General features: G+C 59.1%; 25 protein-coding genes and 1 other annotated feature. Of the genes, 8 read left to right on the forward strand and 17 right to left on the reverse strand.

Annotated features, from left to right (window positions below; genetic code table 11):
- Positions 1–13 precede the first annotated feature (13 nt).
- Positions 14–2,272, reverse strand: coding sequence for a catalase HPII (gene katE / locus EDF75_RS05995; RefSeq protein ID WP_133597759.1), 2,259 nt, complete (start codon positions 2,270–2,272; stop codon positions 14–16).
- A 185-nt stretch (positions 2,273–2,457) separates the two neighbouring features.
- On the opposite strand from katE, the gene cedA reads away from it, so the two are divergent.
- Entirely contained in the window at positions 2,458–2,697 is a 240-nt protein-coding gene (gene cedA, locus EDF75_RS06000) for a cell division activator CedA (RefSeq protein ID WP_041145143.1), read from the forward strand.
- A gap of 72 nt (positions 2,698–2,769) precedes the next feature.
- On the opposite strand, the gene EDF75_RS06005 is transcribed toward cedA, so the two are convergent.
- The 4 genes from EDF75_RS06005 to hxpB form a co-directional block, all read right to left on the reverse strand.
- Positions 2,770–4,161 (reverse strand): L-cystine transporter, encoded by a 1,392-nt coding sequence (locus tag EDF75_RS06005; RefSeq protein ID WP_133597761.1) that lies wholly within the window; start codon positions 4,159–4,161, stop codon positions 2,770–2,772.
- A 135-nt stretch (positions 4,162–4,296) separates the two neighbouring features.
- Positions 4,297–4,887, reverse strand: a complete 591-nt coding sequence (locus EDF75_RS06010) for a metal-dependent hydrolase (RefSeq protein ID WP_041145145.1) — start codon at positions 4,885–4,887, stop codon at positions 4,297–4,299.
- A 91-nt stretch (positions 4,888–4,978) separates the two neighbouring features.
- Positions 4,979–5,740: a 2-dehydro-3-deoxy-D-gluconate 5-dehydrogenase KduD gene (gene kduD, locus EDF75_RS06015; RefSeq protein WP_133597763.1), complete on the reverse strand. Its 762-nt coding sequence runs from the start codon at positions 5,738–5,740 to the stop codon at positions 4,979–4,981.
- Between the two features lie 144 nt (positions 5,741–5,884).
- Positions 5,885–6,553 (reverse strand): hexitol phosphatase HxpB, encoded by a 669-nt coding sequence (gene hxpB, locus EDF75_RS06020; protein ID WP_133597765.1) that lies wholly within the window; start codon positions 6,551–6,553, stop codon positions 5,885–5,887.
- A gap of 151 nt (positions 6,554–6,704) precedes the next feature.
- On the opposite strand from hxpB, the gene EDF75_RS06025 reads away from it, so the two are divergent.
- Complete coding sequence (locus EDF75_RS06025; protein ID WP_133597766.1) at positions 6,705–7,241, forward strand: YniB family protein; 537 nt, start codon at positions 6,705–6,707, stop codon at positions 7,239–7,241.
- A 32-nt stretch (positions 7,242–7,273) separates the two neighbouring features.
- Here EDF75_RS06025 and yciA read toward each other — a convergent pair whose 3' ends face one another.
- Positions 7,274–7,672, reverse strand: a complete 399-nt coding sequence (gene yciA, locus EDF75_RS06030; RefSeq protein WP_133597769.1) for an acyl-CoA thioester hydrolase YciA — start codon at positions 7,670–7,672, stop codon at positions 7,274–7,276.
- Positions 7,673–7,854: 182 nt separating this feature from the next.
- Here yciA and EDF75_RS06035 point away from each other — a divergent pair, with 182 nt between their 5' ends.
- The gene (locus tag EDF75_RS06035) at positions 7,855–8,091 is read left to right on the forward strand and encodes a hypothetical protein (protein ID WP_133597771.1); all 237 of its coding nucleotides are present in this window, start codon (positions 7,855–7,857) and stop codon (positions 8,089–8,091) included.
- 121 nt (positions 8,092–8,212) lie between these two features.
- Here the strand turns inward: EDF75_RS06035 and EDF75_RS06040 are convergent, their stop codons facing one another.
- Together EDF75_RS06040 and EDF75_RS06045 are read right to left on the reverse strand one after the other, a co-directional pair.
- Positions 8,213–8,749 (reverse strand): septation protein A, encoded by a 537-nt coding sequence (locus EDF75_RS06040; RefSeq protein WP_133597773.1) that lies wholly within the window; start codon positions 8,747–8,749, stop codon positions 8,213–8,215.
- A gap of 54 nt (positions 8,750–8,803) precedes the next feature.
- Positions 8,804–9,547, reverse strand: coding sequence for a YciC family protein (locus EDF75_RS06045; protein WP_041145152.1), 744 nt, complete (start codon positions 9,545–9,547; stop codon positions 8,804–8,806).
- A gap of 363 nt (positions 9,548–9,910) precedes the next feature.
- Here EDF75_RS06045 and ompW point away from each other — a divergent pair, with 363 nt between their 5' ends.
- Positions 9,911–10,546 (forward strand): outer membrane protein OmpW, encoded by a 636-nt coding sequence (gene ompW / locus EDF75_RS06050; protein WP_045855041.1) that lies wholly within the window; start codon positions 9,911–9,913, stop codon positions 10,544–10,546.
- Positions 10,547–10,631: 85 nt separating this feature from the next.
- On the opposite strand, the gene EDF75_RS06055 is transcribed toward ompW, so the two are convergent.
- Positions 10,632–12,104 (reverse strand): alpha/beta hydrolase, encoded by a 1,473-nt coding sequence (locus EDF75_RS06055; protein WP_133597776.1) that lies wholly within the window; start codon positions 12,102–12,104, stop codon positions 10,632–10,634.
- A 300-nt stretch (positions 12,105–12,404) separates the two neighbouring features.
- Complete coding sequence (locus EDF75_RS06060) at positions 12,405–13,112, reverse strand: SDR family NAD(P)-dependent oxidoreductase (RefSeq protein WP_133597778.1); 708 nt, start codon at positions 13,110–13,112, stop codon at positions 12,405–12,407.
- A gap of 120 nt (positions 13,113–13,232) precedes the next feature.
- On the opposite strand from EDF75_RS06060, the gene EDF75_RS06065 reads away from it, so the two are divergent.
- Positions 13,233–14,135: a LysR family transcriptional regulator gene (locus tag EDF75_RS06065; RefSeq protein WP_133597780.1), complete on the forward strand. Its 903-nt coding sequence runs from the start codon at positions 13,233–13,235 to the stop codon at positions 14,133–14,135.
- A 163-nt stretch (positions 14,136–14,298) separates the two neighbouring features.
- On the opposite strand, the gene EDF75_RS06070 is transcribed toward EDF75_RS06065, so the two are convergent.
- Positions 14,299–15,246, reverse strand: a complete 948-nt coding sequence (locus EDF75_RS06070) for a quinone oxidoreductase family protein (protein ID WP_133597781.1) — start codon at positions 15,244–15,246, stop codon at positions 14,299–14,301.
- 76 nt (positions 15,247–15,322) lie between these two features.
- On the opposite strand from EDF75_RS06070, the gene EDF75_RS06075 reads away from it, so the two are divergent.
- The gene (locus EDF75_RS06075; protein ID WP_133597783.1) at positions 15,323–15,787 is read left to right on the forward strand and encodes a MarR family winged helix-turn-helix transcriptional regulator; all 465 of its coding nucleotides are present in this window, start codon (positions 15,323–15,325) and stop codon (positions 15,785–15,787) included.
- Between the two features lie 23 nt (positions 15,788–15,810).
- On the opposite strand, the gene trpA is transcribed toward EDF75_RS06075, so the two are convergent.
- The 6 genes from trpA to trpL all read right to left on the reverse strand — a co-directional run bounded on the left by trpA (position 15,811) and on the right by trpL (position 22,502).
- Positions 15,811–16,620 (reverse strand): tryptophan synthase subunit alpha, encoded by an 810-nt coding sequence (gene trpA / locus EDF75_RS06080; protein ID WP_133597785.1) that lies wholly within the window; start codon positions 16,618–16,620, stop codon positions 15,811–15,813.
- The gene (trpB, locus tag EDF75_RS06085) at positions 16,620–17,813 is read right to left on the reverse strand and encodes a tryptophan synthase subunit beta (protein ID WP_133597787.1); all 1,194 of its coding nucleotides are present in this window, start codon (positions 17,811–17,813) and stop codon (positions 16,620–16,622) included. Before trpB ends, trpA begins: the two co-directional genes overlap by 1 nt.
- A gap of 14 nt (positions 17,814–17,827) precedes the next feature.
- Positions 17,828–19,186: a bifunctional indole-3-glycerol-phosphate synthase TrpC/phosphoribosylanthranilate isomerase TrpF gene (trpCF, locus tag EDF75_RS06090; RefSeq protein WP_133597789.1), complete on the reverse strand. Its 1,359-nt coding sequence runs from the start codon at positions 19,184–19,186 to the stop codon at positions 17,828–17,830.
- A 3-nt stretch (positions 19,187–19,189) separates the two neighbouring features.
- Positions 19,190–20,785 (reverse strand): bifunctional anthranilate synthase glutamate amidotransferase component TrpG/anthranilate phosphoribosyltransferase TrpD, encoded by a 1,596-nt coding sequence (trpD, locus tag EDF75_RS06095; RefSeq protein WP_045855050.1) that lies wholly within the window; start codon positions 20,783–20,785, stop codon positions 19,190–19,192.
- On the reverse strand, positions 20,785–22,347 hold the full coding sequence (locus tag EDF75_RS06100; protein WP_133597791.1) for an anthranilate synthase component 1: 1,563 nt from the start codon (positions 22,345–22,347) through the stop codon (positions 20,785–20,787). The genes trpD and EDF75_RS06100 overlap by 1 nt, the downstream gene beginning before the upstream one ends.
- 35 nt (positions 22,348–22,382) lie before the next feature.
- Positions 22,383–22,478: a sequence feature (Trp leader region), on the reverse strand.
- Entirely contained in the window at positions 22,455–22,502 is a 48-nt protein-coding gene (trpL, locus tag EDF75_RS27550) for a trp operon leader peptide (RefSeq protein ID WP_115193975.1), read from the reverse strand. It overlaps the preceding feature by 24 nt.
- Positions 22,503–22,637: 135 nt before the next feature.
- Here trpL and rnm point away from each other — a divergent pair, with 135 nt between their 5' ends.
- Both rnm and EDF75_RS06115 read left to right on the forward strand, forming a co-directional pair.
- Positions 22,638–23,501 carry an RNase RNM gene (gene rnm, locus EDF75_RS06110; RefSeq protein WP_045855052.1) on the forward strand — a complete coding sequence of 288 codons (864 nt, stop codon included), beginning with the start codon at positions 22,638–22,640 and terminating at the stop codon, positions 23,499–23,501.
- A 15-nt stretch (positions 23,502–23,516) separates the two neighbouring features.
- Positions 23,517–24,137 (forward strand): L-threonylcarbamoyladenylate synthase, encoded by a 621-nt coding sequence (locus tag EDF75_RS06115; protein ID WP_095096985.1) that lies wholly within the window; start codon positions 23,517–23,519, stop codon positions 24,135–24,137.
- Positions 24,138–24,171: the final 34 nt, after the last annotated feature.

Below are 24,171 nucleotides of genomic sequence, written 5' to 3' on the forward strand. Positions count from 1 at the left end.
GGCGGGCCTTTTACTATGCCGGGATCGTCGCCGTTTTCCCGCTTCTGGACCACACCCGATGCGCCTTCATCAGGGTTAACAGATTATCCATCGCCGGTGAGTCGACGGCGTCGGTCTCGACAATTCCTTCCTCGCCCTGGCTGGCAACCTGCAGCAGCGACTTGAACCGTCGCGCATCGCCGGCCAGCAGAATGGGCTTCAGGTGCTTGTAGGCCTCCAGCAGGTAGTACTGCGCGTCGCCGCTGGCGCCGAGGCTGGCCGCGTTGCCGCCGGGAACAATCACCGCATCCACCGTTAGCGAAGGCGAGCCGGCATAGGTTCCGGCTACGGGGAGCAGGGTCCCGTCATCGGCGCTGACGTCCCCCATTCGCGAGAAAAGCAGCTTCGTATGGACGCCTTTTGCCTGCAGGGCCTGCAGGAGAGTGAGCATCTCCTGGGCAAGCGGACGGTCGTTGAGCAATACCGCCACCACGCGGCCTTTGACCTCCCCGTCGGGAATGGCGTACAGGCTCAGAGAAGGATCTTTTTTCAGGCCGTTGACGTCCGCCGGCGGCGTAATGCCGCGCTGGGCGTCGCTAAGCGCAATACCGAGATTTTTCCCTACCGCCTCGGCCAGCCGGATATCGATATGGGCCAGCTGATCGACCATCCGCTCGCGGATCCAGGTCCTGACCACCTTACTCAGCTCAAAGCTGAAGCCGTCGATAATGTGCTGCTGCTCAAACGGAGTCTGGCTGCGCCAGAACAGCAGCGGATGCGAGTAGTATTCGCCGAAGGAGGGGCTGCGCTGGCGAATCTTTTCGCCATCCACGCGCTCGGCGTAGGATTCAAAGCCGCCGCGCCGGGGAGCGGGCGGCGTTTCGCGCGGCCAGTTATCGCCGATCGAATTCGGCTCATAGTTGGCGGGATTGGTGTCGATATCCATCCGGTGCATGCCGTCCCGCTGGAAGTTGTGGTACGGGCAGGTGGGCTTGTTGACCGGAATTTCATGGAAATTGGGCCCGCCGAGGCGGCTGATTTGCGTGTCGGTATAGGAGAACAGCCGCCCCTGCAGGAGCGGGTCGTTGCTGAAATCGATCCCCGGCACGATATGTCCGGGATGGAACGCCGCCTGTTCGTTTTCGGCAAAGAAGTTATCCGGGTTGCGGTTGAGAACCATTTTCCCCACCCGCTGCACCGGCACCAGCGCCTCGGGGATCAGCTTGGTTGGGTCCAGCAGATCGAAGTCGAAGGCAAACTCATCCTCTTCGGGGATCAGCTGCAGGCCGAGCTCATACTCGGGAAAATCACCGGCTTCAATGGCTTCCCACAGATCGCGGCGGTGAAAGTCGGGATCGCGCCCGGTCAGCTTTTGCGACTCGTCCCAAATCAGCGAGGCTTTGCCCGCCACCGGCTTCCAGTGGAAGCGGACGAAGGTGGCCTTACCCTGAGCGTTTATCAGGCGGAAGGTATGGATCCCAAAGCCCTCCATCGTCCGGTAGCTGCGCGGCAGCCCGCGATCGGACATCGCCCACATGACGTTATGCAGCGTTTCGGGCTGCAGGGAGACGTAGTCCCAGAAGGTGTCGTGAGCGCTTTGCCCCTGCGGCATGGCGCAGTGCGGCTCGGGCTTCACGGCGTGGACGAAGTCAGGAAATTTCAGCGCGTCCTGGATAAAGAAGATGGGCGTATTGTTGCCCACGAGGTCGAAAATTCCCTCGTCGGTGTAGAACTTGGTGGCGAATCCGCGGATATCGCGCACCGTATCGGCGGAGCCGGCGCCGCCCTGCACGGTAGAGAAGCGGACAAATACCGGCGTTTTCTTCTCCGGGTCGGCGAGAAAATCGGCTTTGGTGACGTCGCTCATGCTGCGATAGGCCTGAAAATATCCGTGTGCGGCCGACCCGCGGGCGTGGACGATCCTCTCCGGAATACGTTCGTGGTCAAAGTGGGTGATTTTTTCGCGCAGGATAAAATCTTCCAGCAGCGTCGGGCCGCGGTTTCCCGCGCGCAGGGAGTTCTGATCGTCGGCGATGCGGACGCCCTGGTTGGTGGTGAGCGGGAAATCTTCCCCGCCTTTACGCTGGCTCTGCAGGGCGTCAAGCTTGTCGCTGTGCGTATCGGGCGCTTTCAGGCTGCCGGGGGCGGTTGGCTCTTCGCCAGGGGCGGTGGGGTGCGGGGTTGGGCGCCACTGCTGGTCATCAGGGGCCAGCGAATCAAGACCGGGCTTCGCTTCGCGGTCATCGTCTACCGACGGCGGGTGGTACTGTGGGTTATGGTGTTTATCGGACATTGCTCGTCTCCTGTTTCCATTACTGAAAATGGTCGTTGCTGAACCAAAACCCTTCTAACTATAGAACATTACGGCCATCGTGCCTTGCCGGAGCAAAACGAGCGGCAAGCAGGGGGCGACGCAAAGGGGGATTTTCGGCTATGATGGCGGTTCTGTTCCCGCTTTGTTTAGTGAATCCATGAGCTATGAAAACACTTCGCCAACAAAATCGCCCTGTCATTAGCTACGTGCCTCGAGCGGAGCCAGCGCCGCCGGAACACGCCGTCAAAATGGACGGTTTTCGCGACGTGTGGCTGCTGCGGGGGAAGTACGTTGCCTTTATTTTACTCGGAGAGCACTTTCGTCGTTCTCCGCCGTTTAGCGTGCCGGAATCGGCGCAGCGCTGGGCGATGCAAACCCGGCAGGAAAACGAACTGGCTCCCTGAGCGCAGAATTGAGCAATAAAAAAACCGCAGGTAGCGTACGCTATCTGCGGTTTTTTTTATCCCGACCTGAGGTTAACGGTGCGCCAGTTCGGCGTCGTCTTCGCTCTCAAGAATGGTTTTATCCGTCTGGCGCAGCCACTGGCTGGTCAGGGTACCGGCGGTCATTGAGCCGTTGACGTTCAGCGCGGTGCGGCCCATATCGATCAGCGGCTCAACCGAAATTAACAGCGCGACCAGGGTTACCGGCAGGCCCATCGCCGGCAGGACGATCAGCGCAGCGAAGGTTGCGCCACCGCCCACGCCGGCGACACCGGCGGAGCTCACGGTCACAATGCCGACGAGGGTGGCAATCCACAGCGGATCGAGCGGGTTGATGCCGACGGTGGGGGCGACCATCACCGCCAGCATGGCCGGGTAGAGGCCGGCACAGCCGTTCTGACCAATCGTGGCGCCAAAGGAGGCGGAGAAGCTGGCGATAGATTCCGGTACGCCCAGACGACGGGTTTGCGCTTCCACGTTCAGCGGAATCGACGCGGCGCTGGAGCGGCTGGTGAAGGCAAAGGTCAGCACCGGCCACACTTTGCGGAAGTATTTCAGCGGGCTCACGCCGTTCACCGCCAGCAGCAGCCCGTGGACCACGAACATGATGCCAAGGCCAAGGTAGGAGGCGACAACGAAGCTGCCGAGCTTGATGATGTCCTGCAGGTTGGAGCCCGCCACGACTTTGGTCATCAGCGCCAGCACGCCGTACGGCGTCAGCTGCATCACCAGGCGCACCAGCTTCATCACCCAGGCCTGCAGGGTGTCGATGGCGGTGAGAACGCGCTGGCCTTTGGCGACGTCATCCTTCAGCAGCTTCAGGGAAGCGACGCCGAGGAAGGCGGCAAAGATAACGATGCTGATGATAGAGGTCGGGTTAGCGCCCGTCAGGTCGGCAAACGGGTTCTTCGGCACGAAGGAGAGGAGCAGCTGCGGAACGCTGAGGTCCGCGACCTTACCGGCGTAGTTGCTCTGAATGGCGTTCAGGCGGGCGGTTTCCGCGCTCCCCTGCACCAGACCTTCGGCGGTCAGGCCAAACAGGTTGGTCACCAGTACGCCCACCAGGGCGGCGATAAGGGTGGTGAACAGCAGGGTGCCAATGCTCAGGAAGCTGATTTTACCCAGCTGCGAAGCGTTGTGCAGGCGCGCGACGGCGCTCAGAATAGACGCGAACACCAGCGGCATGACGATCATCTGCAGCAGCTGTACGTAGCCGTTGCCAACGATATTGAACCATTGAATGGAATCTTTCAGCACCTGGCTGTCGGAGCCGTAAATCAGCTGCAGCGCAAGACCGAATACGACGCCAATGACCAGACCGACCAGTACTTTTTTGGCAAGGCTCCACTGTTTGTGGCGGGTCTGGGCCAGCGCAAACAGCAAAATCGCGAACACGATAACGTTCGCTATAAGTGGAAAGTTCATCCCCGTTCTCCTGATATCTTTTTATTACCTGGGCTGGCCTGCGGGCCAGCTCTTATGGCGCAAGGTTAGCAGAAGCGGAATTCATTATTTATATTCAAATGGAATTGATTATAACTAATTTGATATTTCGTTTAATTATCGTCCGGTCTGCTGACTAATAAAGCGATTGAAGGTTATCTGCAGCGTATTGATCATGCCGGACGACCAGCGCACGGCGCTATTATCGGCGAAAGTCTGCGGCATCCACACCGCGTAGACAAACAGCGCCATGCACAGCGCGCGCTCCAGCTGGTTGCCCTTGCGCGGCGCCAGGATGGGCAGGCGAAAACGCCAGCGGCAGGGCCATAGCAGCGGCACCCCGGCGGGGGTCAGCATATCGGCAAGAATATGGCTGAGGTAGCCGAGTACCAGCCCCTGCAGCGCGTCGGCGGGAACAAACCAGCTTTCCGGGACTTTCAGATAGAACAGGGTGATCGCCGCGAATACCGCCAGCAGGCTGTGGGTGAATCCCCGATGGCCAAACGCGCGCGCCACCGGTCTGGAGACCCAGCTCAGCCGCTGGCCGAGAAATGATTTAGGGTGATCGATATCGGGCAGCAGGCAGGTCAGCACCGCGGACGGGACGATATGCCACCAGTCGCCCTGTGCCAGCACGGGCGTGAGTTCCGCATTTTTAGCAAATACCGCACAGGCGATAGAAAAGAAGAGATGGCCTTCCGCCGTCATGATAAAAACCCTAAACTGTCGATTCATACAGTATAGGGTTTTTATACAGTGTGCGAAAGAGGTGACGGTGTAACTCTTTGTCACAAAATTGTCAGCGTGCCAGCCACCCGCCGTCCACCGCCAGGGTGTAGCCGTTCACGTAATCCGCCGCGGCGGAGGCGAGGAACACCACCGGTCCCTGCAAATCGTCCGGTAGCCCCCAGCGCCCGGCGGGGATACGGTCGAGGATCTCTTTACTGCGCTCGCTGTCGTCACGCAGCTGCCGGGTATTATTGGTCGCCATATAGCCCGGCGCGATGGCGTTAACGTTAATTCTATGTTCCGCCCATTCGTTGGCCATCAGGCGGGTCAGGCCGAGCACGCCGCTCTTTGAGGCGGTATAGGAGGGGACGCGAATTCCGCCCTGGAAGGAGAGCATCGAGGCGATGTTAACGATCTTGCCGCCGCCGCCCTGCTGAATAAACTGCCGGGCGACCGCCTGGGATAAAAAGAACACCGACTTCAGGTTGAGGTTCATGACGTCGTCCCAGTCGCGCTCGCTAAAGTCGAGCGCATCGGCGCGACGAATCGTCCCGGCATTGTTGACCAGAATATCTATCCGACCCATGGCGGCAACGGCTTTAGCCACGATTTGGCTTATCTCGTCCTGGCGGCTGAGATCCGCCTGAACGGCGCAGAAGCGGCGACCCAGCGCCCGAACTTTTTCTGCGGTTTCGTGCGGGATCTTACGGTTGACGCTGACGATATCGCACCCGGCCTCGGCAAGCCCGACGGCCATTCCCTGACCCAGTCCAGTGTCACATCCCGTCACGATCGCGACCTTACCCGTAAGATCGAAGGCGTTAAGTCCCATATGTCCCTCCGTATGCTGATGTATGCGTGAGTACACGCCGTTACGGCCAGCATAGAGGGACCGGCGGAAAAATACAATTAAAAATGAAACGCTGTTTTATTTAGTGTAATGAGGCAGCCGCTGCTCCCTCATCACGCCGGCAAGTTAGCCGCGCAGGTCGCTGACGCTAAGCACCGCCAGCGTCGTTAGCTTAACGTCGGCGAGGGCAAACCGGCGGTCGTGGCTATGCTCCTCGGCGGGGATGACGATTGAGCGCATGCGCGCCGCTTTACAGGCGATCATGCCGTTAATCGAGTCCTCCAGCGCCACGCAGTGCATCGGATCGACGCCGAGCTTTGCCGCGCAGTCGAGATAGACCTGCGGATGCGGTTTGCTGTAGGTCAGCAGCTCGGCGGAGGCCAGGGCGTCAAACTGGTCGCGCAGCTCAAACATGGTGAGCACTTTTTCCAGCATCCGCAGCGGCGAGGCGGAGGCGAGGCCGATCTTCAGCCCCTGGGCCTTGCACAGCGCCACGGCCTCGCGCACGCCCGGCAGCAGCGGGCGCGAGGCTTCCACCAGCTCGATGGCCCGGCTGATGATCCGCGCGGTAACGTCGGCGCGGTCCGGCCCGCTCCACGGCTGCTGCGCAAACCACAGGTCCACCACTAAATCGATACGTAACCCGAGAATATCGGGCAGTTCGCCGCGACGGCTGATATCCACGCCGAGGCTGGCTATCACCTCCAGCTCCGCCTGATCCCATAGCGGCTCAGAATCAATCAGTAATCCATCCATATCGAAGATTGCGGCATGAATTTGGCGCCTGGTTGACATATGTCCCTCTCCTGTAGCGTAAGTCGATAACCAATTTGCGTTCATGGTATATCATACCGCGCTTTAGTGGGCGAAATTCGCCAGTGAAGGTAGACTTAGAACCTGACCGGTTGGTTCTTGGCAGTGAAGGCGTCTTAAACAAGGGGAACCCATGACGTATCAACAAGCTGGACGCATTGCAGTACTTAAACGTATTTTGGGGTGGGTCATCTTTATTCCGGCGATACTATCGACGCTGATTTCCGTACTGAAGTTTATGTATGAGCACAGCGAGAAGAAGCCGGGTATTGACGCGGTGATGATGGATTTTGCGCACGTCATGATTGAAATGATGCGATTTAATACGCCGTTTCTTAACTTTTTCTGGTACAACTCGCCGCTGCCGGACTTTAAGCACGGCCTCAACGTTGGCTTCTGGATAATCTATATTCTGGTCTTCGTCGGGATGGCGCTGCAGGCATCCGGCGCGCGCATGAGCCGCCAGGCGAAATTCCTTCGCGAAGGGGTTGAGGATCAGCTGATTCTGGAACAGGCCAAAGGCGCGGAAGGGCTGTCGCGGGAGCAAATCGCCGAACGTATCGTGGTGCCGCGCCACACTATCCTGGTGCAGTATTTCCCGCTGTACGTTCTGCCGGTGGTGATTATTGTTATCGGCTACTTCTTCTTTTCTCTGCTCGGCTTCCTGTAAGCGAGAAATTGCCCGGCCTGCCGGGCAATGGTTCACTCGCCGGGAATGGCCCGCGGCTTGCCCTGGCTATCCACCGCCACGTAAATAAACAGCGCTTCCGTTGCCTTGTAGCGCTGGCCAATAGGCTCGGATGAGACCTTCTTCACCCACACCTCGATATTAATGGTGATCGAAGTATTGCCGCGCTTTACGCAGCGGGCGTAGCAGCACACCACGTCGCCGACGGCCACCGGGCGCAAAAAGGTCATGCCGTCCACGCGGACGGTAACCACGCGGCCGTGGGCAATCTCTTTGGCCATAATCGCGCCGCCGATATCCATCTGCGACATCAGCCAGCCGCCAAAAATATCGCCATTCGCGTTGGTATCTGCCGGCATTGCCAGGGTGCGTAAAACCATTTCGCCCTTGGGGACGAGATCCGTTGTTGTCATTCTGTACTCTGTCATGGTCAATGAAGATCTGGCGCGATGCTACTATGAAAACCGCCGCGTGAGAATAGCCCTCGCTGCTCTGGCCGTTAGCCAGCGCCGGGTCGGCTAAAAATTAAGGGGTATGGAAAATGTATGGCGGCTAAATCATACTCACTCCCTCTGTATAAGTTGAGGACGCGAGCATGAACGACGATTTCCAGGCGATAAAAGATGAATTCGAGAAGCACGGGGAAGAGGCCGGGGAACGCATCGCCCAGGCAATGTACGGGGCCTTATCGCAGCGCCTGGCGCCTTACTTCTTTAACCTCGACGACATCAATAAGCGCAGATTTATCATCAAGTTAGATGAGGGAGAAAAAGAGATCGGCACGCGGCAGAAGTATGATTGGTTTGCCGCCCTCAGCAGGAACAAGCCCTAGGCCGGGTATTGCCGCAAACCTGCGCAGCGGCGCGCAAAAAAAAGCACGCTTTGCGTTTTTAGAATCCGCAGGCGTGCTTTTTAGCGTTAAACGCGCAATCAGCGCGACGGGCCTTTATCGATTACTTGTCATCCTGCGGCATATGGCGGTAGATATAGACGCCGCTCAGCAGAGTGAAGATCAGAGTCAGGGCGGTCAGGCCAAAGACCTTGAAGTTGACCCAAATGTTCTGCGGCAGCCAGAACGCAATGTAGATATTTGCCAGCCCGCAGAGGATGAAAAACACCGCCCAGGCGAGGTTTAAACGTGACCACACGTGCTGCGGCAGCGTGAGCTCTTTGCCGAGCATCCGCTGAATCAGCGGCTTTTTCATGACCCACTGGCTGAACAGCAGGGCGCCGGCGAACAGCACGTAGATGACGGTCACCTTCCATTTAATAAACTCGTCGTTATGGAAGAAGATCGTCAGGCCGCCAAAAACAGCGACCAGCACGAAGGTGATCAGCGCCATTTTTTCAATTTTGCGATAGCGCACCCAGGTGTAGATCAGCACCACCGCGGTGGCGATAATCAGCGCCGTGGTGGCGGCGTAGATATCGTAGAGCTTATAGAATGCGAAGAAGACGACCAGCGGTAAAAAATCCAGAAACTGCTTCATGCATAGGTTCCGTAGTTCAGAGCGGGTCGGGAGGTTTCCCGACCCTGGTTAAATTTAGTTGCGGATAAGCATATACAAGCGGAATAAATAGATCAGCAACAGGGCGGAAATCAGGTTGCTGATGGTATTAATCACCACCGCGCCGACGTTTGGCGTCAGCACCGCAAAGCTGGAAGCCAGCAGCAGCAGCGCGGTTTTGGCCAGCAGCCAGCCGAGCACCGCCGGCGCCACCAGGCGCATATTTGCCCACGCCAGGCGGATGCTGCCGCGCATCGCGCTGAGGATCCCCAGCTTATCCTGCACCAGCATAATCGGGGCAAAGGCCAGCACGATGGCTAACAGCACGCCCGGCACCAGCACCAGCATCATCCCAATCTGCACCAGGAAGGTGGTGAACAGGATCAGCAGCAGCAGCTTTGGCAGAACCGGCGCCGCGGCGCCAATCGCGCGCAGAGCGCTGACGCGCTGCCCGGCGGAGACCAGCTGAATCATCAGCAGCACGCCGCCTGCAAGAATGGCGTTACCCACCAGTCCGGAGAAGGTTGAGGCCGCAGAGGCGCGCAGCAGAACCTGCTGCTGCTCCGGCGTCATGTTCTGTACCAGCTCAAACAAGCCTGCGCTACCCGCCAGATTATCGCCTTCGCTCAGAATCGAGAGCTGCTCTTCGCTGGGTGAAAACGCGTGGCCAAGGACTACCGTTATTAGCGCGCACAACAACGCAACCAGCAAAATGGTAATGAACTGATTACGAAAAAAATTTCCCGTGTCACGGTAGACGGACTTCGCCGTGATAGACATGCACTCTCCTTGAGTATTGCAGGTGTTAACTAGCCGGCGATTGTACCGCAAATCGCTTCAGCGTAGCAGCCTCTGCTCACGCCAGGCTAAGTATATCTTTGTAAAGAGGAGTGAGCGCCGTATCCCGCTGAGGATGGCTTTTGCCGCGGGCGCTGTTGCCGTAAAAGCGGGGAGCCGGTACACCGGCGACGGAATATGGCGAAAATTGATCTGCTTAATCATTTGCTTATTGCATCCTGCTGCAAAAATTAATCTGGATCAACAAATGTTAAAACTAATGATTTTGTGTGATCTATGTTGGATCAAACCTAACTCATTATGGGTATATTCTCCGCGCTGAATAACCATAATGAGGAAGTGGGTATGAAGAAGTTAGCAGCGGTAGGATTAATTTTGAGTACGCTTTCCGGAGGCGTCTGGGCGCACGAAGCCGGAGAGTTTTTCATTCGCGCAGGTTCGGCCACCGTTCGTCCGACGGAAGGTTCTGACAACGTGTTAAATAGTCTGGGCAGCTTTAACGTCAGCAATAACACACAGCTGGGATTAACCTTCACCTATATGGCGACGGATAATATCGGCATCGAGCTGCTGGCGGCCACGCCGTTCCGCCATAAGGTCGGCACCGGCCCGACGGGCACCATCGCCACGGTACACCAGCTGCCGCCAACCCTGATGGCGCAGTGGTACTTCGGCGATGCGCAGAGCAAGGTGCGCCCTTATATTGGCGCCGGTATTAACTACACCACCTTCTTTAACGAAGACTTTAACGACACCGGCAAAGAGGCCGGACTCTCCGATCTGAGCCTCAAGGATTCGTGGGGCGCCGCCGGGCAGGTAGGTCTGGACTATCTGATTAACCGCGACTGGCTGCTCAATATGTCGGTGTGGTACATGGATATCGACACCGATGTGAAATTTAAGGCCGGCGGCGTGGACCAGAAGGTCAGCACCCGCATCGATCCCTGGGTGTTTATGTTCTCTGCGGGATACCGGTTCTGATTTCTACTGCAAAATCCCGGCAAGGCGGGTCATTATATGGCCCACCTTGCCGGTGCGACCGGGTCATTCGACGCCGCAGCCGAAATCAATCGCTGCCGGGAGCGGCGGCACCGGCGTCGATTCCTTCATTGATCCGCGTAATCATATAGGGGAAGAATGGATTTGAAGACTGGCGCATGAGTGAATCCAGCCCAACAACAAGCACCGAGCGCTCGCCGCGGGCAGCAAATGTCCCCAGGCTGATACCATATTGATTCAGCGGATGCGGATAGCGCCCATATAAGGAGTCACTTAAAGGGAAGGGGAGAGCAACGTGGGAAAGGGAGTAGACGTCCGGCAAATAGCGCTGCCCCTGCAGGGTTTCCACAGATTGTTCTGTTTTCCCGGCAGGCGTTGTGCGGATCTCCATCTCTGTCGTGCCGGGATTCGCGTTAGTGATGATCGTGGTTCTATAAAGCCGCGGAGCTGCAGGGAGCAACCGGGACAGCGCGGTGTAAGATGTTCTGCGTAATAACGAATTAAACCTCACCGCATGATTCAAATCGAACAACACTATTTCACTGCCGTTATCCGGTAAACGGTTGTACAACGCCGTGACGATCGCCCGCGTACTGACGGTTGAATCCATGACCGATTGAAATGTCAGTACCGGAGGTAGGCTTGCCATTTTTCTATTACGCGAGTCAGTGACAATTTGGCTCTGAAGCGCCTTTGTCAGCAGGAACGACTGGCGGGCGGCATTGGTCGGGAATGAATTATATTTAAACGGATTGAATTCCGGCATTATGCCTAACCATGCGGCTTTGGCGAATGCGGGTAGAAACGCAGGCCAACCCGCCAGGCCGGAAAAGCGCGCGAAGCTTGTAATACCAATCATCGGCGAAATCAGGATCACGCGCTGTGGCTTAGCCAGGCCGGGATTATCCAGTGCCTCCAGCGTATATTTCATTGCCAGAGCACCGCCATTGGAAAATCCGACCATATGCAGCGGCACATCATGGCCAGCAAGCTTTTGCGCTTCTCTCACGGCAAGGCGCGTTGCGGCAAGCCAGTCCTGCCAGTTCACGTCGGTCAATGCTGCAGGGACGGTGCCATGTCCCGGTAATCTGATCCCAATGGCGATATAGCCATGCTGACGGTAGTTATTGGCAATATGCCTTAGGCTGTAGGGGGTATCCGTCAGACCATGCAACAACACCACGGCCCCTTTGGGCCTGGCGTCCGGCATCATAATGTAAGACCGATTCCAGTTTGTTGGGAATTTGTCCGGATAGATAGGACTATCGGCATAGTAACGATTCAGTTCAGTTTGCTGTTGGACATCAAGCTTATCCGTGACGTTACGTTTAACTTCGTTGAAGAGCGAATTTTCTCTCTTGATGTAATCGTTCCAGTCTGCGCTGTCGATTTCATCCGCGTCCATCTCATCAGGGACGTACGTATGCCAGAGCTGCAGGTCGGGTCCGCGCTGAATGTCATACAGCCGTATCCCAATAGCGCCAACCACTAAGAGAAGTAACGAGAATACGATACGTTTTAACCACTTTGCGAATTTCACCGCTTTGGTTCCTGTCCTAATCCCATATTTTTTAAGTATAAAATAAAATCAGGCGTTACATACAGACCGTCCTGACGCTTATGCAGAACTTAAGTCGTTTTCGGTGGGTTATCCCGTGTAGAAAGCGGGCTATTTTTCGAACTCGCAAAAGGGCTGAGCTGCTCCCCGTTGATGAACAAATCCCGATGTTACCGGTTCTCAGCTTCTTGTAGCCCTGGTCGTTGTATGACCAGGGCCTGCTGTGGCTCCTACCGGCTCTCGATGCCTCTGTGCCTTACCCCGCCTGCCGTTCTGTACCCATCACCACGGCACGGTGCGGCCCTGATAATCCAGATACTCCAGCCCCGGGCGCTGGCGTTTCTCCAGCAGCACCTTGACCAGGCTGGGGATGGTCTCCTCGATGGTCAGCGGTGCCGCGTCGCCGCCCAGCGCGGTGCGGATCCAGCCCGGCGCCATCGCCACCATCGGATGCGTTGCCGAAGCCGCGCGGGCGGCAAAGCTGCGCATAAACATATTCAGCGCGGCCTTGCTGCCTCTGTACAGTTCGCGCTGCCCGCTAAGGTTATTGCCGAGGCTCCCCTGTCCGGAAGACATCACGCCGAGCAATCCTGATGGGGTAACGTGCCGCTGCAGGCGTTCTATGACCCGCATTGGCGCCAGGGCATTGGTCTGCATCACCTGCATAAACTCCTCTGTGGAGACTTCGCCGATGGTCTGCGAAGGATCGCGGTTGGTGGTTCCGGCATTGACAAAGAGCATCTCCAGGCGACTTCCCGAGAGCCTGTGGTCCAGGGCGGCCAGCTGCTCGTCGTCGCAGATATCCAGCGTCTCCAGCCGCACCCGGCCGGGGTTATCCCGGGCGAGCTGGTGAAGCGGCGTAGGGTGCTGAATATCGCGTACGGTGCCGATTACGTTCCAGCCGTGCCGCAAAAATTCGGCGGCCATCGCGTGGCCCAGCCCGCGAGAGGCGCCGACGATTAAAACGCTGTGATGAGCAAGAGTGGTCATAGTCGAAATCCGCAACAAAGAGTGAGGATCTGACTATAGTCATAGGCTATATCAGGCGGAAGGCGCAGCATGTGCACTATTAGCATGCACCGCACGCCATATCTTACGGCAGGATACCTTATGACCGATCCCGATTTTAATCTTCTCGTTGCCCTCGACGCGCTGCTGGCCGAAGAGAGCGTGGCCGGGGCAGCGCGACGGCTGGGGCTCAGCGCATCGGCAATGAGCCGGACGCTCACCCGCCTGCGCGACGCAACCGGCGATCCGCTGCTGGTCAGGGCGGGGCGTAAAATGGTGCTAACCCCGCACGCGCAAAATATCAAAGCGCGTGCGCAGAATGCACTGTTAGAGGTGCGTTCGGTCCTGAACGCGTCGCTTTCGCCGCTCCATCTCCCGACGCTGGAGCAAACCTTTACCTTGCGCACCAATGAAGGCTTCGTCGAAACCTTTGCTCCGGCGCTGATTGCCGCCTGCGCGCGGGATGCGCCGGGAGTGACGCTCACCTTTGTGGCTAAGACCGAGAAGGATCCGCAGTTTTTGCGCGAGGGGCGGGTGGACCTCGAGATTGGCGTACTCAAGAATATGGGGCCGGAAATCCGCCTGCAGGCGCTGTTCCGCGATCGCTTCGTCGGCGTGCTGGCGAAGAGCCACCCGCTGGCGCAGTCGGCGCGCATGACCCGGGAAGCGTATATCTCCTGCGGGCACGTGATTACGTCTCGTCATGGCATGGTGCGGGGGCCGGTTGATGACGCCCTCGCCGGGTTCGGCCTGCAGCGTAAGATTGTCGCCGTGGTGCCCAGCTTTGCCGCCGCGCTGGCGGTTGCCCGCCGTTCGCAGCTGATTGCGCTGGTCCCGGCGTCCTACATTGGCGATAGCCTTGCGGCCGATATCGCCGTTTTTGAGCTGCCGGTGCAGACGCCGGAAATTACCGTTTCACAGATGTGGCATCCCCGGCAGGAGCAGGAGCCGGGCCACCGCTGGTTGCGTCAGCGGGTGCTTAGCGTATGTCGTCAGGGAGAATAAGGACAAAAAAAAGCCCGCAACGGATGCGGGCGAAAAATACTGGAAGCAATGTGAGCAATGTCGTACCGAATACCTGAGTGTTTTGCTCAACTATTCGGTAATGAGAAAGATAATGTTTCTCATTTAAGATATCAACCCCATCTTTTGTGCGGAAGCGATTTTTTTACTCGATCACAAAAACGCTGCGCTTCTGGCTGTTGTCGCGAGGCCAGGCCGCCGCCACTTCGCGCAGCGGGAGCGGCGTGGTGGCAATAGTAAACCCGCCGGCCGCGGCGGCCTGCAGCATCTCCCCGGTCGCCGCCAGCAGCTGGGCCATCGACAGGCTGCCGATCCCGCTGCCCAACAGCTGCAGCGGCGCCGAACGCAGTACCGCGCCGTTGAGTGAGATATCTGCCCCGGAGAGAGAGCCGACCTGGACGTAGCGCACCGGCGCATGGCCGGGGCTGCTTTTTGCCAGCGCCGGGAGCAGCAGCTCGGCGCTATGCCCCCACAGATAGTCGACGACGACGTCAATCTGCCCCGCAGCAAGCTCGGCGAACTGAGCGCGCAAAGTCGCATCATCCGCGGTCAGGTTGACGCAGATGTCCGCGTCGAGCGCTGCCAGCGTCCCTGCGTTACGTCCGGTGGCGATCACTTTTTTTGCACCCAGATAGCGGGCGATCTGGATTGCCAGCTGGCCGGCGCTGCCGGTGGCGCCGTTGATCAGCACCGTCTCACCGGCGATAAAGCCCGCGCGTTTCACCAGCGCAGCCCAGGCCGACATCCCGGGGTTGGCCATAGCGGCGGCGCTAACATCGTCCAGCGCATCCGGCAGCGGCAGGCAGTTAGCCGCGGCCACCGGCGCCCGTTGCGCCATGCTGCCCCAGGGGGCGCGAGGGAAGGCGAAGTAAACGCGCTGCCCGTTCGGCAATGTTCCCACGCCGTCGATGCCGACGACAAAGGGCAGACGACCGTCAAAGCTATAGTGTTTGCCGCTCGCCCGGCCCTTGACGACGTGGCTGATGGCGGCGGCGCGTACGTCAACCAGGAGGTGGTCTTCATCGGCCTGCGGATCGGCAAAGTCCGCCCACACCGGGCCCTGCTGGAGTTCGAATACGACGGCTGCTTTCATGGTGTTACCTCCGGGATGAATTACGTGTAAAATGCACATATCAGATAACGGCACTATACACCGGGTTAAATAATATATGCAATATGCACATAATAATTACGATATCACCGACTTTCACGGCGCGCTGCTGGATATCATCCGGGTGATGAATTTGCCGGTGCGCGATGAGCAGATACTGCAGGCCGCCGGGGTGCAGCTCGATCAGATCCTCTTTCCGCTGCTGGTGGCTATTGGGCGCTATGGGCCGGTGGGCGTGGTCGAGCTGGCAGATAGCCTGGGACGGGATTACACCACCGTCAGCCGGCAGGTGAAAAAGCTGGAGGCGCAGGGCCTGGCGCTGAAGCAGCCCAACGTTAGCGATCGACGGATCAGCGAAGTGACCTTGACCGCGCAGGGGCAGACGCTGATCGAACGCATTGCGCTAGCCAGAACGCGGCTGATGAATCAGGTGCTGATGGACTGGACTCAGGAGGATGTGCTGGCGCTGTTCCGCCTGACGCGCAAATACGCGGACAGCCTGCAGCAAAAAACAACCGCCTGACGAGCTGCCAGGCGGTAGAGGCGTTACGCCGCTTTAGTGGCGGCTTTAAGGCCCTGCACAAAAGCCTTCAGCTCGGCCAGCATCGTTTGCGGATCGCTGAGGTTACGTTCGATGATTTTGACGATGGCGGAGCCGGAAATCGCCCCGGCGGCGCCGGCGTCAATCGCGGCGGTCACCTGATCGGCGGCGGAAATACCGAAGCCCTGCAGCGGCGGCGCGGCGTTATACTCGCGCAGCTTCTCAATGAGATGATGCAGCGGCAGGGCGGCGCGGTTTTCCGCCCCGGTGACCCCGGCGCGCGACAGCAGATAGGTATAGCCGCGACCAAAAGAGGCAATCTGGCGCAGCAGCTCGTCATCGGCATTCGGCGGGCAGATGAAGATGGGCGCGATATTGTGCCGCATCGCCGCCTGGCGGAACGGCGCCGACTCTTCGATGGGGACATCGGCGACCAGCACGGAATCCACGCCAACCCGCGCGCATTCGGCATAGAAAGCGTCAATGCCGGGGCTGAACACCAGGTTCGCGTACATCAGCAGGCCGATAGGGATCGTCGGGTGCTTGTGACGGATTGCCGCCAGCATCTCGAAGCACTGCGCCGGCGTCACGCCGGCGGCGAACGCACGCAGGGCTGCGCCCTGGATCGTCGGGCCATCGGCCAGCGGGTCGGAGAAGGGAATACCCAGCTCCAGGGCGTCGGCGCCCGCTTCGATCAGCGTATCGATGATCTGCAGCGACAGCGCCGGGTTGGGATCGCCAAGCGTCACGAAGGGAACAAACGCGCCTTCCTGGCGGGATTTCAGTTGTGCAAATAGCGTCTCATAACGTTCCATCAGATTTCCCCTCGCGCTTTCAGAATATCGTGTACGGTGAAGATGTCTTTATCGCCGCGACCGGACAGGTTAACCACCAGCAGCTGCTCTTTTTCCGGATTTTCACGCATCATTTTTAGCGCATGGGCCAGGGCGTGGGAGGATTCCAGGGCCGGAATAATCCCCTCATGGCGGGAGAGCTCTTTGAAAGCCTCCAGCGCTTCGTTGTCGGTTATCGACACGTAGTCGGCGCGCCCGGTGCTGTTGAGGAACGCATGCTGAGGGCCCACCGACGGGAAGTCCAGTCCGGCGGAGATAGAGTAAGATTCTTCAATCTGGCCGTCATCGGTCTGCATCATCGGCGATTTCATGCCGAAATAGATACCCACGCGACCGTGCTTCAGCGGCGCGCCGTGCTCGCCGGTTTCAATTCCGTGGCCCGCCGGTTCAACCCCTATCAGGCCGACGTTGGTTTCCTCGATAAAGTCAGCAAACATGCCGATAGCGTTGGAGCCGCCGCCGACGCAGGCGATGACCGCATCCGGCAGACGGCCTTCGCGCTCGAGGATCTGCGCTTTGGTCTCTTCACCGATCATGCGCTGGAATTCGCGGACGATGGTCGGGAACGGGTGCGGGCCGGCTGCGGTACCGAGCATATAGTGCGCGGTATCGTAGCTGCCGGACCAGTCGCGCAGCGCTTCGTTACAGGCGTCTTTCAGCGTGGAGGAGCCGCTGTGTACCGGGATCACTTCCGCCCCCATCAGGCGCATGCGGAAGACGTTTGGCGACTGGCGCTCAACGTCTTTAGCACCCATATAGATGCGGCATTTCAGGCCGAGCAGCGCGCTGGCGAGCGCGGAGGCCACGCCGTGCTGGCCGGCGCCGGTTTCGGCAATGATTTCGGTTTTACCCATGCGCTTCGCCAGTAATGCCTGGCCCAGCACCTGGTTGGTTTTATGCGCGCCGCCGTGCAGCAGATCTTCACGCTTGAGGTACAGCGTGGTGCGGGTGCCTGCGGTCAGGTTACGACATTTGGTCAGGGCCGTTGGGCGACCGGCGTAGTTTTTCAGCAGGTCGCTAAATTCAGCCTGGAACTCAGGATCTTTCTGCGCGCTGACGAAAGCTTCTTCCAGCTGGCGCAGGGCGGGCATCAGGATCTGCGGGACGTACATACCGCCAAATTCGCCAAAATAGGGGTTCAGTAAAGTACTCATTATTGCATTGCTCCTTAATATGCGCGCAGCGTCTGGAAAACCGAGGCCAGCTTGCTGGCGTCTTTAATACCCGGCTGCGACTCAACGCCTGAATTAAAATCGAGTCCGGCACAGCCGCTTTTGGCGGCTTCTACGCAGTTATCGGCACCGAGTCCGCCTGCCAGCAGGACGTTACCCAGCTCCTGGCCTTGCAGAAGCGTCCAGTCGAAACGCTGGCCGCTGCCGCCCTGGCCGTTATCGAAGAGATATTTATCGACGTGCTGCAGGCTGCGTTCCGGCAGCGTGTCGCCCACGCTGAGCGCTTTCCAGATCTGGATTTGACCCGGCAGCCGCGTACGCAGCGCGTCGATATAGGCCTGGTCTTCGCTGCCGTGCAGCTGAACCGCAGCCAGCCGCAGGCTCTCTGCGCGCTCGGCCACGTCCTCGACCGGCGCATCGCGGAATACCCCGACATAGCGCAGCCCGGCGGCCTGGATAATCTCTTTCGCCTGCGCCTCGTTGACGACGCGCGGTGAGCCAGGGACAAAAATCAGCCCGCCGTAGATGGCGCCGGATTCGTAGGCCACCTGCGCGTCCTGAGGTCGGGTCAGGCCGCAAACTTTGTTTTCACCGAGCAGCACGCGCCTGACGGCGGCGTCGAGATCGTCGTGCTCCATCAACGCGGAGCCAATCAGGAAGCCGTTAGCAAAGTGGCTGAGATCGCGGACCTCGGCGTAGGTATGAATCCCGGATTCGCAGATCACGGTGACGTCATGGCCCAGGCGCGGCGCCAGCTGGCGGGTGCGGTTGAGGTCAATCGACATATCGCGCAGATCGCGGTTGTTGATCCCGACCACCTTCGCCTTCAGCGCAATGGCGCGATCCAGCTCCTCTTCGGTACTCACTTCGGTCAGCACGCCCATATTGAGGCTGTGCGCGACGGCGGCGAGCTGGCGATACTGCTCATCGTTAAGCACCGACAGCATCAGCAGGCAGGCGTCGGCCTGATAGTAGCGCGCGAGATAGATCTGGTAAGGATCGATGGTGAAATCCTTGCACAGTATCGGCTGCGGCGCGATGGCGCTGACGATGGGCAAAAAATCAAAGCTGCCCTGGAAATATTTCTCATCGCACAGCACCGAGATCGCCGAGGCGTAGTTCTTATACACTCCGGCAATTTCCGCCGGGTCAAAATTCTGGCGAATCAGGCCCTTCGACGGCGAGGCTTTTTTGCACTCGAGAATAAACACGCTGCGCGTCCCCGCCAGGGCATCGTAAAAGTTACGCTGCGTCGGGACGACCTCGTTTTGAAAACTGGCTAACGGCTGCTGCTGCTTGCGGGCTTCTACCCAAATCGCTTTGTCGGCAACGATTTTTGCTAAAACGGTCTGCATTATTTACCCTCTTGCCGCTAATGCGGTCACTCTGTCATAGGCCGCTCCGCTGCGCAGCACGTCAATCACCTGCCGGGCGTTGGCTTTCAGGTCTTCATGCCCGTGTAAACGCATCAGCATAGCGACGTTGGCGGCGACCGCGGCTTCATGAGCGGCTTCACCTTTACCTTGTAGTAAGCGCGTCAGAATGTCACGGTTTTCTTCCGGCGTACCGCCGGCCAGCTGCTCCTGGTGATAAGGCGTCAGGCCAAAGTCATCCGCGGTCAGCTGATAGCTTTTAATCTCGCCGTTATGGAGCTCGGCGACCACCGTCGGCGCGTGGAGCGACACCTCATCCATGCCGCCGCTGTGGACGACCGCTGCCCGCTGGTAGCCCAGCACGCGCAGGGTTTCCGCGATAGGCAGCACCAGCTCCGGGCTGTAGACGCCAATCAGCGCCAGCGGCGGATGCGCCGGGTTAATCAGCGGCCCCAGCACGTTGAACAGCGTCCGGGTCTTCAGCTGCTGACGGACCGGCATCGCGTGGCGAAAACCGGTGTGATATTTCGGCGCAAACAGGAAGCAGACGCCCAGCTCATCCAGCGCGGCGCGGGATTTATCGGCGTTCATATCGAGGTTGATGCCGAATGCGGCCAGCAGGTCGGAAGAGCCGGATTTGCTGGAGACGCTGCGGTTGCCGTGCTTCGCCACCTTCAGCCCGCAGGCTGCGGCGACAAACGCGCTGGCGGTAGAAATATTGATGCTGTTGCTGCCGTCGCCGCCGGTGCCGACGATATCGGCAAACGGATAGTCAGGGCGCGGGAACGGCGCGGCATTTTCCAGCAGGGCGGTGGCGGCGCCGGCAATCTCCTGCGGCTGCTCGCCGCGCACCTTCATGCTGACCAGGGCGGCGGCCAGCTGCTCGGGCTTCACTTCGCCGCGCACCACCGCAGAAAACAGCTGGTGGCTTTCCTGCTGGCTGAGGGTTTCCGCCTGATACAGCTTTTCCAGAATCGGCTGGATGGTATTGGTTTGCTCCAGCTTCTGCAGCGCCCAGGCCAGGGTTTGCTCCAGCAGACGCGCGCCCTGGGTGGTAAGAATCGACTCCGGGTGGAACTGGAAGCCGCAAACGCGATCGGCATCATGACGCACCGCCATCACCATCCCGTTATAGTTGGCGTTGATGGTCAGCCCGGCCGGAATGTTGCTGCCGACCAGCGAATGGTAGCGGGCAACCGGCAGCGGATTAGTCAGGCCGGCAAACATCGCCTGGCCGTCATGCTCGATGCTGGAGGCTTTACCGTGCAGAATTTCGCCCGCCTGGCCGACGTAGCCGCCGTAGGCTTCAACAATCGCCTGATGGCCAAGGCAGATGCCGACGATCGGCAGCTTGCCGCGCATGCGAGTCAGCAGCTCCGGCATGCAGCCGGCTTCGCTCGGCGTGCCCGGGCCCGGGGAGAGCATCAGCACCGGATTGTCCATCGTGCCGATACGCTCAATTAAGGTCTGCGCCGGAACCGAGTTACGGTAAATCACCACGTTATGGCCGTTGGCGCGCAGCTGGTCTGCCAGGTTATAGGTAAAGGAATCGATATTATCGAGCAGCAGAATGTCGGCCATTAGAAAGTCTCCTTAGCGTGGTGGGCCTGGGCAATTGCGCGCAGCACCGCGCGGGCTTTATTTCGGGTTTCATCTGCTTCTGACTGAGGCACCGAATCGAGGACAATACCGGCGCCGGCCTGAACGGTGGCCACGCCGTCCTGCACGTAGGCAGAGCGGATCACGATGCAGGTATCCAGGTCGCCGTGGGCGGTGAAATAGCCGACGGCGCCGCCGTAGCTCCCGCGACGCTTGCCCTCGGCGGCGGCGATCAGCTGCATCGCGCGCACCTTAGGCGCGCCGCTCAGGGTGCCCATATTCATACAGGCGCGATAGGCGTGCAGCACGTCGAGGTCGTTACGCAGCTCGCCGACCACCCGGGACACCAGGTGCATCACGAAAGAGTAGCGGTCGACTTTGGTCAGGTCGGCCACGTAGCGGCTGCCCGGCGTGCAGATGCGGGCGAGGTCGTTACGCGCCAGGTCTACCAGCATCAGATGCTCGGAGAGCTCTTTATGGTCGGTGCGCATTTCGAGTTCGATGCGGCTGTCGAGATCGCGATCCAGCGAACCGTCGGCGCGACGGCCGCGCGGGCGGGTACCGGCAATCGGGTAGATCTCAATCTGGCGGCTGACGGCATCGTACTTCAGCGAGCTTTCCGGCGACGCGCCGAACAGGGCGAAGTCGTTATCCTGCATAAAGAACATGTACGGACTCGGGTTGCTCTTCTTCAGCACGTCGTAGGCCGCCAGCGGCGACGGGCAGGGCAGAGAGAAGCGGCGCGATGGCACCACCTGGAAAATTTCGCCGGCGCGGATAGCGCGCTGCATTTTGCGGACCACTGCGCCGTACTCGTCGTCGCTCTGGTCGCAGTCGCAGGTCATATGCTCGACCGTCGTGACCGGCAGCGGTGCCGGCGGCTCGTTGAGCTGCTGGCGAAGCTGGGCGATGCGCTGCGTCAGACGCTGTTTTTCGCTCGCCAGCGGCGTGAACAGGCTCGACTGGATGCGCGTGCTTTTGCTCTGGTGATCGATAACCAGCAGCGTTTCGGCCAGGTAGAAGCAGTAGTCCGGACAGGCGGTGTCGCTTTCCAGCGGCGGCAGGTTTTCGAAACCGGCCACCAGGTCATAGGCAAACAGGCCGCCGAAGAACATCGCTTCGCGCTCGTCGTGCGGAACGGTCACCAGCTCCTGCAGCAGGCGGAAGGCGTCAAAGACCGACAAAGAGCACAGGCGGGCGTCCTCATCCAGCAGGGCGCTGACCGGCGGGAAGGTGAGCGTCCGGCCGTTCGGCTGACGCAGATTTTCGATGCCGGAGGGCAGAGCGTTGTCGAGTAAATCCAGCAGCGATGCGCCGTTGCTGGAAAGTGCCTGAATAGTGACAGTGTCACCTAAGGCGGTGATGCGCAGCGCGCTGTCAACCAGCAGCAGGCTCTTTAAATCATCCTTGCTGTCGATATCGGCAGATTCCAGCAGCAGGGTTGCCGGACGCGCGCCGCACAGCTGGTGGAACAGCGCCGTCGGGTTTTCGCGATAGATGGCGTCGCTGGTGAGAAGCTCGAGTGCCGGTTTTGATGTTTGCATTATTGTTCTCGCCTGTTCGGTATAATAATTTGTCCAATAAAAAGCCCGCTCATTGGCGGGCCGGGTATCTGTATGCTGAGTGCAAAACGCGATCACGCCGCCCGTTATCAGGAGGTGCGCCACCAGCCGTGCAGAGTGATAGTTTGCGTTTTCATCGTGATACCCCTTCATGTGAACTTGCGTACTAGTTAACTAGTCCAGAGGAATAATGTCAACCCCTGTTTGCAGATTTTCTCCGCGAGTCGGTATGATAATGCGCTTATTTAAGTCCATGTCCAGCAGGAGTCATCTTGAGCGATACCCTTTACGCAGTGATTTACGATCTGCATAGCCATACCACCGCCTCTGACGGGCGGCTGACTCCAGAAGAACTTGTCCATCGCGCCCACCAGATGCGGGTGGGCACCCTGGCGATTACCGATCACGATACCGTGGCGGCCATTCCCGCCGCGCGGGCGGAAATTGCCCGCGCCGGCCTGCCGCTGACGCTGGTGACCGGGGTGGAGATTTCCACCCTGTGGGAAAACCATGAAATTCATATCGTGGGCCTGAATATTGATATTGAGCATCCGGCGATGCTGGCCCTGCTTGATGAGCAGAAGGCGCGCCGCCAGCTGCGGGCGCAGATGATTGCCGAGCGGCTGGATAAGGCCCGAATTCCCGGCGCGTGGGAAGGGGCGATGAAGCTTGCCGACGGCGGGGCGGTGACCCGCGGACATTTTGCCCGCTTCCTTGTGGAAGCCGGCCACGCCGGCAATATGGCCGATGTTTTTAAAAAATATCTCGCCCGTGGGAAAACCGGTTACGTTCCGCCGCAGTGGTGTACAATAAAACAAGCGATTGATGTCATTCATCATTCTGGCGGCAAAGCGGTTGTCGCCCATCCTGGGCGCTACGATCTCTCCGCCAAGTGGCTGAAAAGGCTGTTGGCCCACTTTAGCGAGCAGGGCGGCGATGCGATGGAGCTGGCCCAATGTCAGCAGGCGCCGCATGAGCGCACGCAGCTTGCCGCGTACGCCGTCCAGTTTGGTCTTCTGGGTTCACAGGGTTCTGATTTCCATCAGCCCTGCCCGTGGATTGAGCTGGGCCGGAAACTTTGGCTACCCGCAGGTGTGGAAGGGATCTGGCACAGTTGGGAAACGGCCGCAGAATAAAATTGAGAGGGAAGTATGAGCCAGTTTTTTTACATCCATCCGGACAACCCGCAGGCGCGGTTGATTAACCAGGCGGTGGAAATCGTGCGTAAAGGCGGGGTGATTGTCTACCCCACGGATTCAGGCTACGCATTGGGGTGTAAGATTGAAGATAAGGGCGCGATGGAGCGGATCTGCCGCATTCGTCAGCTGCCGGACGGCCACAACTTCACCCTGATGTGCCGCGATCTCTCCGAGCTGTCGACCTACGCGTTTGTCGACAACGTGGCGTTTCGCCTGATTAAAAACAATACGCCGGGCAACTACACGTTTATCCTCAAGGGGACCAAAGAGGTGCCGCGTCGCCTGCTGCAGGAAAAACGTAAAACCATCGGCATGCGCGTGCCGTCGAACCCGATTGCCCAGGCGCTGCTCGAGACCCTGGGCGAGCCGATGCTCTCCACCTCGCTGATGCTGCCGGGCAGCGAATTCACCGAGTCCGATCCGGAAGAGATTAAGGATCGGCTGGAGAAGCTGGTCGATCTGATTATCCACGGCGGCTATCTCGGCCAGCAGCCGACCACGGTTATCGACCTGACCGAAGATTCGCCGGTCGTGGTACGTGAAGGCGTTGGCGACGTGAAACCGTTCCAGTAACGGAATCCCTCCTCCCCGGCAGCATCGCGATCCA

Origin of the sequence: Klebsiella sp. BIGb0149 (assembly GCF_004362605.1) — a bacterium.
Taxonomy (GTDB): Bacteria; Pseudomonadota; Gammaproteobacteria; order Enterobacterales; family Enterobacteriaceae; genus Klebsiella; species Klebsiella terrigena.